This is a genomic window from Flavobacterium sp. MFBS3-15 (genome assembly GCF_026107645.2).
Lineage (GTDB): Bacteria > Bacteroidota > Bacteroidia > Flavobacteriales > Flavobacteriaceae > Flavobacterium.
In genome coordinates this window covers 23480-36005 of sequence record NZ_JAPCHV010000007.1, presented here as the reverse complement: position 1 = coordinate 36005, position 12526 = coordinate 23480, and the positions used below count along the sequence as shown (strand labels likewise).

The following is a 12526-nucleotide window of genomic DNA, read 5'->3' as shown; positions in this document are numbered from 1 at the left end:
TCTTGCTAAGTCCCCTCCCCGGCCCTCCCCGAAGGGGAGGGTGACGGAGCCTGCTTACTATGCGGCTATTCCATTTCGATGCAGAAAAAATCTCCATAGTCTTTTGCTGTAGGAGCGGCAAGTGATAGTGTAATTGCTAAACGCAGGTCCCGCTTTCCGCTCTATCCCTCCTGCCGTCGGGGATGCCGCTGCAATCGGGGCTATAGGGGTTGGTAGTGGTTTTGTGAAATTTAGCACATGGTACGGAAAAATTACCTTTCTCTTCCAACCTTTTGTTCGGAAGAGGCATCTTATGTATAAAATATTTTATGAAGCAATTATACATTTTACTTACCCTGATATCATACTTTAATTTTCATGGGCAGGTTTCTAAAAGAGAATTAGAAGCCGTCCTTGAGGAAACATTATTGAAAGCCCGCAATGCAGTCCCTACAGCTGAAAATAGTTGGCGCTATGACAACACTAACCAGGATTACTTTAAAAGCGATACGATTGTACTAAATACAGCACGATCATATATTCAAAACTATTGCAAAGAAATAAGATGGAGTTTTTATGAGAAACAAAGTTTAGTTCTTGAAAACACACCGGAGTGTACAGAACCGCCAACAATGCTCCTACCCACAAAAAATGATTCTATACATTTAAAATGCAAAGAAAAGAATAACGATCTTTTCCTGACTTTAAAAAATCACAAAGGTGTTACCGATAAATTTAAAGTTATAGAATTAAGACGAAATAAACCGATTGAATCAGAATGGTATGCGTATGACTATACCTTAATACTTGCAAGAATAAAAGTCGAAGAATGATTTTAGTATCACTATAAACCACCCCGCCTTTCAGGCACCCCTCCGGAGGAGGGGAAGAGCTGCACTCTTACCCTTACGCAAGAGTAAGCAACCCGGAACCCTAAACTCTAAACGCGGAACATAAAATACTACTTACACCCCTCCACTCCAACGATAAGCGCTTCGGGCAGTCCAAGTTCACGGGCTTTTTGTACATCGGCGCAGGCAGCTTCGGTATCGCCCTTGTCATACAAAAGCCTTGCGCGGCTGGTATAAATGTAGGCCAGCTGCTTTTGCGGTGTCTTTCGGGTATCAATTATATTCGTGAGGTCGGCGATGGCTTTATCAGGGTTGGGCTTGTCCATGACCGTGTAGGTGGTAGCGCGCGATACCAGTGCCCTCCATGCCTGCTCTTCATTGGCAACACTCAGCGCCTGGGTATACAGGCTGATAGCTGCATTGAAATTTTTGACCTTGCTCTGCTCGACGGCCCTGTTCATGAGCTTTTGGAAATCGCCCGAATTTTCATCAACAGCATCAACCATTACCATTTCGATACGGCCGGCCTGTTTCTTTTTTACGTCTTTTGGCTTTTCTTCCGGTTTAGATGCTTTGGCGGGTTTGGAAGCGGGTTTGCTGCTCCCTGTCTCGTTGGTGTACTTCGGATAAGTTTGTGCCGTGGCGGCAAGGCTTAGCATAAATGCTGCAAGCAGTAGTAAACGTTTCATGGCCAGATGGTTTTGGTTTACTAAGATAAGAAAAAAACATTTCCGTAACTTATAAAGGTGAATTTTCTTACTCTCCGCATCGTCCCCTAGGGTAGTCCCCTCCCCGGCCCTCCCCCAGGGGGAGGGTGACGCGACGTGCTTACTCTTGCAAGCTACACTGGGCTTGCATAAAAAAACCACCTGCATGAGGTGGTTTCGTTCAATATAGCTTGGTGCGATTAGAATTTCTCGTCTGCGCCTTTTTTTGCTGCGCCGTTGTACTCCACAAGGGTGTTAAGCGCTTTCCTCATCCGCTCTACCAGTGTCTGGTCCGGGGTAAAGTTGAACGGCGAGCTGTAATCATTGTAGTTAGGGCCTGCCACCGAAATGTATTCGAAAACGTTCGGTTTGGTATCCTTTACACACGTTGTAAGGCCCATGCCTTTTCCTGACATGAAGAAATCCTCAGAGTACTCATTGCTAAGGCCGGTCACTTTGTTAAGGTCAATGGTCGTGGTGCAAACCTCGCCTCCGTACATATCCTTAGAGTAAACGAAAAGTCCGTTAGCATAAGAGATGAATTTCCTTGGTGCGGCAAGGTTTTCCTGCATTTTACCGGCAATCCAGTCCATGGTTTCGGCTTTGGTTGGCTTTGAGCTTGTCGTTTTGGCGGCAGCCGGCTTAGCAGCGGCCTTTGCTGCAGGTTTCTTCTGTGCGCTTACGCTCATGGTCATAAGTACTGCTGCAAGTACCAGTAATTTAGATAATTTCATAATATAGGTATGTTTTATTGGTTTTGCCTACTATCATAAATAGGGTGTCTGTTCGGCTCATTTTCCCCCGGCCGGTTATTTTTTGGCCGAGCCAAATCTATCAAATTTCTAAATATGAAGAATTATATTTTGAAAGGATTTATCGACAAAATTTGCAAAAAGAAAGATTGTCCTGAACGGATTGAAAATTCGTAATATCCGGTTGAAAATTCGTCCTGTCCACTCCCCCAAACTACTCTCGCGGACCATCAAAAATCCTCTTGTTCGTGCGCAAAATTCATGATTGTTGTCCCTTTTATCCTCCTGTTGTTGTTAAAATTCACGAAAAGGCGTAGATAGGTAATCACCAATTTCGTAACTTCAGGTTATGAAATTAGCTACCTATAATGTAAATGGTATTAATGGCCGGCTACCGGTGCTGCTGCGGTGGCTGGAGGAAGCAAAGCCCGATGTAGCCTGCCTTCAGGAGCTAAAAGCACCCCAGGAGAAGTTTCCCCTGGAAGCCATAGAAGCTGCCGGCTACAACGCCATCTGGCACGGGCAAAAACAGTGGAACGGCGTCGCCATACTTTCACGTAACGGACTGGATATGAAAGAGGTAGGCCGGGGATTGCCGGGCGACCCTGACGATTTGCAGAGCCGCTACATTGAGGCGCTTGTGGAAGGCGTCCTCATTGCCTGCTTGTACCTGCCCAACGGAAATCCCGCACCGGGCCCGAAATTCGACTATAAGCTGAAGTGGTTCAACCGACTGTCAATGAGGGCAAAACAACTGATGGACTTCAAAATACCTGTCGTACTGATAGGCGATTTCAACGTGATGCCTACCGAGCTTGATGTTTACAAACCGGAGCGTTGGGTAGATGATGCGCTGTTTCGTCCTGAAACTCGGGAGGCCTTTCATAGCCTGATGGCACAGGGCTGGACAGATGCCATACGAACCCTGTATCCCAATGAAAAGATCTATACCTTTTGGGATTATTTCCGAAATGCTTATGGCCGGGACGCGGGCCTGCGCATTGACCACTTCCTGCTGAGCAACGAACTGAAAGGCAAACTCAAATCCGGCGGCGTTGACCGCCATGTGCGCGGCTGGGAAAAGACCAGCGACCATGCTCCGGTTTGGATTCAGGTTGACCTTTAGCATTGTTGAGTCTAGAGTTCGGGGTTCGGTATTGCTTACTCTTACCGGTATGGATTGTAAATCCGCTCTATAGGGTTCGGTGTTGCTATTCTTACACAAGAATGAGGACGTCGAGTTACCTAGCATCGGGGAGTGCCGTGGAGGAGAAACCATCCTATCCACAACAAAAAAGCCCCTCCGTTTCCGGAAGGGCTTCATTATTTAAGCGGATTTGGATTACTTCTGCTCTCCTTTTTCCATTCTTTCTTTTAGTTGAGAAAGTGCGTCGATGTCACCAAGGGTGGTTTTTTCAACGTTGTTAGACGATGAAGCCATATTGTTATTGTCTTGTTGTGACCTAACGTTTTTCTCTTCTTCATCACGGAAAGTAGCTGTGTGTGAAGCCACTACCCTTTTGAATTCTTTATTGAACTCAATTACTTTAAAGTCGGCAACTTCACCTTTCTTAAGTTTCTTGCCGTCTTCTTTCTCAAGGTGCCTTGTAGGGATGAAAGCAACGATATCGTCGCCAAACTCTACAGTAGCGCCTTTGTCAACAATCTCAGCGATAGTACCATTGTGTACAGTACCTACTCCGAATGAATCCTCATACTTATCCCAAGGGTTAGCCTGAGTCTGCTTGTGTCCAAGAGAAAGTTTGCGGCCGTCAACATCAAGTTCAAGAACCACAACGTCAAGCTTATCGCCTACGTTTACGAACTCAGATGGGTGCTTGATTTTCTTAGTCCATGAAAGGTCTGAGATATAGATAAGCCCGTCGATGCCTTCTTCAAGCTCAACGAATACACCAAAGTTTGTGAAGTTCCTTACGATACCTGTGTGGCGTGAACCTACAGGGTATTTAGACGTGATGTCAGTCCATGGATCCTGAGAAAGCTGCTTGATGCCAAGAGACATTTTGCGGTCGTCCCTGTCAAGAGTAAGGATAACTGCCTCAACCTCATCGCCTACTTTCACGAAGTCCTGGGCAGAACGCAGGTGCGTAGACCATGACATTTCAGAAACGTGGATAAGGCCTTCAACACCTTCAGCAACCTCGATGAATGCACCGTAGTCAGCGATAACCACTACTTTACCTTTCACTTTGTCCCCTACTGCAAGGTTTGCGTCAAGCGCATCCCATGGGTGGGCGTTAAGCTGCTTAAGACCAAGCTGGATCCTTGTTTTCTCATCATCGAAATCAAGGATAACCACGTTAAGCTTCTGGTCAAGCTCAAGCACTTCGCTTGGGTGGTTGATACGGCTCCATGAAAGGTCAGTGATGTGGATAAGTCCGTCAACACCTCCAAGGTCGATGAATACACCGTATGAAGTGATGTTTTTAACAACACCTTCAAGTACCTGGCCTTTTTCAAGCTGCCCGATGATCTCTTTTTTCTGTACTTCGATATCAGCCTCGATAAGGGCTTTGTGCGAAACTACTACGTTTTTGAACTCGTGGTTGATTTTCACAACTTTGAACTCCATAGTCTTGTTTACGTACTGGTCGTAATCCCTGATAGGTTTTACGTCTATTTGCGAACCAGGAAGGAATGCCTCGATGCCGAATACGTCAACGATCATACCGCCTTTAGTCCTGCACTTAACGAAACCGTTAACGATCTCGCCCGTTTCATTAGCATTGATAACCCTGTCCCAAGCCTTGATAGTACGTGCTTTCTTGTGAGAAAGTACAAGCTGGCCTGACTTGTCTTCGCGAACGTCGATAAGTACTTCAACTTTGTCACCTACTTTAAGGTTCGGGTTGTAGCGGAATTCATTAAGGGAGATAACGCCTTCAGATTTTGCGTTGATATCAACGATTGCGTCCCTGTCAGTGATACGTACTACCGTACCTTCTACTACCTCATCGCTATCAGTGTCGATAAAAGTTTTAGCTACAAGGTCTTCAAATTCCTGTAGGTTCTTTTCATCAACTGCATCGATACCTTCTTCAAAGTTGTGCCAGTTAAACTCCTGTAGAAATTCCTCTTTTGTTTTTGTTTGTTCAGACATGCTGATTTAAAAATTTGTATCCTGTGTTATGCGGGGGTTACAAGCAGCGCAAAACAACAGAAGCGTTTTACAAAAAAATGATTTAAAACCTTATGGAAACCCATCCTGCCAAAGGTGCGCAAAGGTACGATATTTTTTTGATATACAAAACATTACTCTTAAAGTTGTCTTAAGAAAAAATATAGGTTTTGGTTAACATTCTTTACCATGGCATTAACAGCAGGGCGGATTATTAATCATTTATTTTATGGAATAATAAAAGACACCCATAAACCACTGAAATTCAACACGTATACATGAATAAAATTACGCCACTTTCAAAAAATCATCTTATAACGCTATGTTTTTTGCTTTTTAGTTGGGTGGGCTTTGCGCAACTGACAGTAAACGTGACCGTAACCGATGAAACCTGTCCCGGATATGGTGCACTTTCGCTTTCAGTTTCTAATGCAGGCCCGTCAGCACCTGTGGTTTATAAAGTGTATTTATTACCGGAGGACACTATACCTGTATGGAACAGTACAGAAACTTATGTTCCCGCTCTTGGTGATGGCGATTACCTGATTGTTGCCACTCAGGAAACCGGTGATGGCAATACAGCAACTGGCCAGGCAAACGCCACAATCGCTTCATTATATGCACCAATTGAATATTATATCAGCAATACCACAGCTACCTGCAACACCGGGACTGATATGACCGTAACCGTAACTGCCGGTGATCCCGCAACATATGAAATTGTCAGCGGACCGGTAACAGCCTCGCCGCAAACTTCTAATGTATTCAGCAACCTGCCATCAGGAACCTACGAAGTGCTGGTTACCGATGCCTGCGGTAACGGCTTTACCACAGTATACTCCTTTGTTACAGAACAGACACAATTAACAGTATCTGACCCGGCATTACCTGATGCCGAATTTACATCATGCAACAGTATAAATGTATTGTACACCATAGGCACATCGAGTGAATCGGGCATTGTTTACCCTCTTAATGTTGTTATTATTGTTACAGCTCCTGACAATACGACCCAGACCTATACCCAAAACATTAGCTCAGGCAACTCTTCACTCCTTACAATTACCGAGGAGGTTGATTATTACCCTCAGAGCTACCCTGTAACTATAACGGTAACAGATCCATGTGGCAATGAGTATACCAATAACGGTACCATAAACAAAAAACTCAATGCCAGCGCCACTATTTCGCAAGTATCATGCAGCGCGCAAGCATTAACTATTAATGCTGTAAATTTTTCACCTCCCTACACTATAACATTCAACAACAGCCCGGATGGCTTTGATCCTTCCGCCTTCAACCCCGGCTACCCCGGCCCTTATACCGGCGCGGCTGTTTTTGGCGATGAAAGCAATCCTGTACCCCTCGGAACATATTCAGGAATTATTACAGATAATTGTGGGCGTACAGATACCTTTTCACGTAATGTAGGCCTACCGGAAGCCCCCACTCCCAATGTAAATGCCATTAACAATAATTGCCAAACCCAACTGGGAAGAATAAACATAAGCGTCCCTAACGGAGAGATTGTTACTGCAACCATGACAGTTGCCCCATCTGCTTACAATGCAGAGACACCTATGGACGTTACAGCGCAAATAAATGCCTCGGGAAGGATTGTGGTAAACAACCTTCCACCCGGCAATTATGTTTTTGCTTTTACCGACTCCTGCGGAAATAGTTATGAGAATATAAGCGGTACAGTGCCACAGTTTTCACCAACAGAGCCGGAATATACAGCCATACCTGACTGTCAGGAAGGATATGGCACAGTTATGATAGATAATTCTGTAGCAGCTGTAACAATAACAAGTGCCCCATCAGCATTTGCAAATCCTTTGCCATATACCGCTTCAGCCAATATAGTCGACGGAGTTTTCAGTATGGATGGCCTTCCAGCCGGAAGCTATACTTTTAGCGTGGATACAGCCTGTGAAACCGGCTATAGTGAAACACTGGAAGTTACAGCCTTAACAGTTGAAGTTAGCTCTGTAGAAGTGCAGCCTACATGCGAGAACTTCAACATCTACGTAAATTACGATTCCAATGCCGATGATGCAGTAGATTTCTGGCTGCAGCGCTATAATGACGTTACTGATTCCTGGGAACATCCCTATACCGGCAGCCCATATATCGAAAACGATGAGCTGACCGCCGAGAATGCCCTTACCCTGACACAGTCAACTACCGGACTTACTGTCAATGGGGAATTCCGCGTACTGAAACAGCAAAAATCATTTTCGATGGGCACTAGCGGCACGAACGAAAAAAACTGTATCGAAGAAATTAATGAATTTGAATATTTTAATGAGCTGGCAATAACAGCAATTTATAACAGGACCTGTGTAGGTGAAGATTTTGAAGTTGAAGTGTACGCCACGGGAGTTTCGCCCCGGTTTGAGATCATAAGTAAAGACGGTGATGCAACATTTTACGTTGATAATGGCACAAACCCGGTTTTTACAGGCCTGCAATCAGCATTATATGTAGTACGGGTAACCGACGCCTGCGGAGAATTCCGTGTTGAGCAATTCAACATTGCCGAACTGCCACCCCTGATTACCGCGAGTGTAGCAGAGGACATGTCTTTTTGTGACGAAGCCGGAACAGGGACAGGGACTTTTGACCTGTCTCTGCAAAACGATGCAGTTCTGGGTGATGTAGACCCCGATATTGCCATTATATCCTATCATGCCAGTCAGGCCGATGCAGACGAAGGCATTAATGCATTGCCTGAAAATTACACATCAGGGTCGGCAACAATTTATGCACGGGTAGAGTGGATCACAAATCCGCTATGCTATGGCATAAGCTCGTTCAATATAATTACAAGCCCCTCTTTTGATCTTACCATGGAGGACATTTGGGGAATGTGCAACGGCCAACCTGTAACAATTAATGCTGACCCCGGGTATGCAGCCTACAGTTGGTCTACAGGTGAAACCACAGAAAGCATCACTGTGACAGAGCCGGGAGAATATACGGTAACCGTTACAAATACAGGTTCTTGTACAGTATCCAAAACCGTATCGGCTGTTGTTGTTAGCCAGCCTTTGATAACCAATCTTGAAGTAGAAGATTGGTCTGATGATGATAATTCTGTCATGGTAATGATTAATCAATCAAATACTGATGCGTACGAATACTCATTTGATGGAATAAATTATCAGGATGAATCCATCTTAACAGATATACCGGCCGGAATGCATATAATCTATGTGCGTGATAAATTCGGGTGCTACCCTCCCGACTCTCAGGAAGTAATGATAGCTACATATCCAAAATATTTTTCGCCAAACGGTGATGGCAATAATGATACCTGGCGCATACGTTTTGCCGTATTGGAACCCGGGCTTTCCGTCCAGATATTTGACCGCTATGGAAAACACATAACAAATTTCGGCGCTACGAGTGAGGGGTGGGACGGGACATTTAACGGATATGCACTGCCGGCCGATGACTATTGGTTTATAGTTAAACGTGGTGACGGAAGGGAATTCAAAGGGCACTTTTCAATTGTCAGGTAATTATCAGATAATGAGCACGAAATGAATAGTTTTCTTTATAACTTATAAAATAAACAAAAGACAAAGCATTTGTTAAAAAACAAAATGTTTTGTTAACTAAACACTATAAATCATATCTTTAGCAGAAATAATTAAGTCGCAAACTTAATTTTTGCTATGAGAACCAACCCAACAAAACAGTACCGGCATTTGCCTCATATTCGGCTATGGAGCTGTATTACCGTATTGCTGCTGATGTTTATATCGCCTGTAAACGCACAGGATTTTAACCTCACAGTTAGTGCGACAGATGAGCTTTGCCCGGGTAGCGGCACTTTATCATTTTCATTGGAAAATGCTGACCCGACGGCACCGGTAAATTACAAAGTCTACAAACTGCCCAATACTACAACGCCAATTTCCAATAATTCCGCTACGTCTGTATCAGGACTTATTGCCGGTGATTACCTCATAGTTGCCACACAGGTTATAAATGGCAATACATCAACCGACCAGGAACAAATTTCCATTGCCGACCTTACCATTCCGCTGGTTTATACCGTAGAAAGTGACAATTCTTATTGCGGGCCTGACGGAAGTATAACCATAACAGTCACTTCGGGTACGGCTTCGGCTTACGAAGTAATATCAGGGCCCGTGACACGCACTGCGCAGCCTTCGCCTGTATTCAATAATCTTCCGGCAGGAAGCTACCAGGTGCGTGTAACAGACGATTGCGGTTCTGCTGAAGTAATCACCCTCAGCGTATATTCAGATGGCCCTATACTCGCTATAGATACCCCCACATTTCCCGACCAGGTACTTCCTGCCTGTGACAAGATAACAGTACAAAATGTAGTTGGATCTGCCAACGGAGTAGACATCACCTATCCGTTAAACGCCGTTTTCACTGTATATCCTCCCGGTGGCGGGACTCCTTTTGTTTACAGCCAGACCATCACAGCAGGTGATCCACAAGCTGCAAATGCAAGCTATGTTATCCCTTTCTACTACGATATTCCATATTATTATGAGCTTAAGATAACCGATCCGTGTGGGACAGTATATACTTCACAAAACCTGGTTGACCAAAAAATGAATGCCATGCCCGGATTTAGCGACCTCGGGTGCGGTATGAAGGCATTTATGATCACGATGAACAAGTTTGTCCCGCCCTATACAGTAACATTTACCAGTATACCTCCGGGCTTTGACCCTTCAATCAACAGTATACACCCAGGCCCCTTTAATGAGGCGCTCATTTATTATGGCGATCTTGACAACCCGGTTCCGGAAGGAATATATGCGTATACGGTAACAGATGCCTGTGGGCATACCACTACCAATGAGGCAGAATTCACAGAACCTGACGTAGAACCCGTTGCCTCGCCATTTGCAGCAGACTGCCTCGGAAATCCGGGCCGTGTAGAAGTAAACATACCGGGATACATCATTGGGATTGCCCATATCACAGCGGCTCCTGAAGAATATGAAGAAATACATCCCCTGCCCTATGATGTGTCTGAATTTATAACGATCGATGACGGGCTAAAGGTTAGCGAACTGCTTCCCGGCCAGTATACCGTTGTCCTGATTGATACCTGTGGCACGCAGTGGCCCGACGTACATTTCGAAATAATGCAGTCACCAGGAGGTGTTAGCAACCCCCTGAGCCGGCCCGACTGCACATCGGGCAAAGGCACAGTCTATATGACGCCACAGGGCGGCCAGATCACTATGGTCAAGATACTTGCTGCTCCGGCTGAATTTACAGAACCCCTGCCCTACGATGCAACTTTTAACATAGCGGGCGCAGACGGTGCATTCTATATGGATAACCTCCCGCCCGGGAACTATACATTACTGGTAGATACCACCTGCCAGACGGGTATTACGAAAACCGCTACGATAACACCCTACACTTCATCCGTAAACAACCTTAACATAACACGACATTGCGGCTCATTCGATGTTTATTTCCAGCATACGAGCAATGCAGTGGCTTTCCTTTCATTTTACCTCCAGATTTACGACCCGCTCACTGATAATTGGGTACACCCCCTCACCGGGGAAAATGCTCCTGCCGGCGAGGCTCCGGTAGACCCTGATAATGGCCTGCCACTCACCAATAATGCTACAATGAATACCCTCACGCAGACCGGTATATACAGGATCGTAAAAGTATACCAAAGCTTTCCAAGCGGAAGTGTAGCCACTAAAAAGTTCTGCATGGAATCCCTGCACGAGTTTGATTTTTTTGATGACCTCCAAATTACCGGAATTATTAGCCTTACCTGCTCCGGGGCTATAGGTGACGTTCAGGTGAATGTGGAGGGTGTATCCCCGCTTACCTACGAAATCATAAGCAAGAACGGCGACAATACATTTTACATCAACAACGGGAATAATAATATTTTCAATGCACTGGATACCGCTGTATACCGTGTACGGGTTGCCGACCCGTGCGGAAATTATCAGGTTGAGCTTTTCAATGTAGCTGACCTGCCTTCGTTAGTAAATGCGACACAGCCGGACGACCTTCACTTGTGCGATACCGACAATAATGGTACTGAGATTTTCGATCTTTCCCAACAGGATGCTACAATACTTGGCGAACAGGATGCTACAAAAGTAGTTATTACCTACCATGCCTCAGAAGCCGATGCAGATACCGGGAGCAATCCGCTTCCTGACCTGCATGAGTGCAGTACATCAACTATTTATGCAAGGCTGGTATATGATAATAATACCGCCTGTACCGCGAAAACATCCTTTACCGTGAATGCACACCCCATACCCAACCTGCAAATGGATGACACCATAACGGGTTGTGAGGGCACTCCGCTGGAAATTGTCGGCGATGCCGGATATGATACTTACCTCTGGTCTGGCGGAGAAACGACACAGTCCATCGTAGTTACCGAACCCGGTGACTATACAGTTACAGTGACCAACGAATTTGGTTGCGAAGCTGAAAAGACTGTTCATGCGTCTTTTTCGCCATTACCACATATCAGCCACATCGACATTGCCGACTGGACAGATGAAGACAACGTAATTACGGTGATTATGCAGGATCCTTCATTAGCGGCAAATTTTGAATATTCTCTGGACGGAATACATTACCAGGACAGCAATGTGTTTGCGGGGCTTTCTGCAGGGAGTTACATAGTGTATGTAAGGGATAAATTTCAATGCAGGCAGGTTTTCATCCCGGCTTTCCTGCTTAGTTATCCAAAGTTCTTTACGCCCAATGGCGATGGCATCAATGAAACCTGGCGCATACAATTCTCAGTACTTGAGCCTGATATGCTCATATACATCTACGACCGTTACGGAAAACTTATTACGGGCTTTGGTGCCGACAGTACAGGCTGGGACGGTACCCTCAATGGCAGCCCACTTCCAGCTACGGATTACTGGTTTGTAGTAAAAAGGCAAAACGGGGAGGAAATGAGAGGACATTTTTCTATGATCCGTTGATTGGGGTTTAAAGTTTAAAGTTTCAGGTTGAGCTTCACTCACACCGAAAAATGCCTGATGTTTTATCCTAACCACCAATCCTCAACGTTCTCTGCGTGAGCGATTTCAG

At 45.2% G+C, this 12526-nt stretch carries 7 protein-coding genes; 4 read left to right on the top strand and 3 right to left on the bottom strand.

Features of this window, described 5'->3' with window-relative positions:
* Nucleotides 1–308 precede the first annotated feature (308 nt).
* Entirely contained in the window at nucleotides 309–812 is a 504-nt protein-coding gene (locus tag OGH69_RS07390) for a hypothetical protein (protein ID WP_265173817.1), read from the top strand.
* Nucleotides 813–940: 128 nt separating this feature from the next.
* Here the strand turns inward: OGH69_RS07390 and OGH69_RS07385 are convergent, their stop codons facing one another.
* Both OGH69_RS07385 and OGH69_RS07380 read right to left on the bottom strand, forming a co-directional pair.
* On the bottom strand, nucleotides 941–1519 hold the full coding sequence (locus OGH69_RS07385; RefSeq protein WP_265173816.1) for a tetratricopeptide repeat protein: 579 nt from the start codon (nucleotides 1517–1519) through the stop codon (nucleotides 941–943).
* Nucleotides 1520–1737: 218 nt separating this feature from the next.
* A complete protein-coding gene (locus OGH69_RS07380) occupies nucleotides 1738–2271 on the bottom strand; it encodes a hypothetical protein (protein ID WP_265173815.1) in 534 nt (177 codons plus the stop codon).
* A 367-nt stretch (nucleotides 2272–2638) separates the two neighbouring features.
* Between OGH69_RS07380 and xth the strand changes: the two genes are divergently transcribed.
* Complete coding sequence (gene xth / locus OGH69_RS07375) at nucleotides 2639–3415, top strand: exodeoxyribonuclease III (RefSeq protein WP_265173814.1); 777 nt, start codon at nucleotides 2639–2641, stop codon at nucleotides 3413–3415.
* Between the two features lie 216 nt (nucleotides 3416–3631).
* Here the strand turns inward: xth and rpsA are convergent, their stop codons facing one another.
* Entirely contained in the window at nucleotides 3632–5410 is a 1779-nt protein-coding gene (gene rpsA / locus OGH69_RS07370; protein WP_265173812.1) for a 30S ribosomal protein S1, read from the bottom strand.
* A gap of 296 nt (nucleotides 5411–5706) precedes the next feature.
* Here rpsA and OGH69_RS07365 point away from each other — a divergent pair, with 296 nt between their 5' ends.
* Both OGH69_RS07365 and OGH69_RS07360 read left to right on the top strand, forming a co-directional pair.
* The gene (locus tag OGH69_RS07365; protein WP_265173811.1) at nucleotides 5707–8955 is read left to right on the top strand and encodes a T9SS type B sorting domain-containing protein; all 3249 of its coding nucleotides are present in this window, start codon (nucleotides 5707–5709) and stop codon (nucleotides 8953–8955) included.
* Nucleotides 8956–9111: 156 nt separating this feature from the next.
* Nucleotides 9112–12417 carry a T9SS type B sorting domain-containing protein gene (locus tag OGH69_RS07360; RefSeq protein WP_265173810.1) on the top strand — a complete coding sequence of 1102 codons (3306 nt, stop codon included), beginning with the start codon at nucleotides 9112–9114 and terminating at the stop codon, nucleotides 12415–12417.
* The last annotated feature ends 109 nt before the right edge of the window (nucleotides 12418–12526 follow it).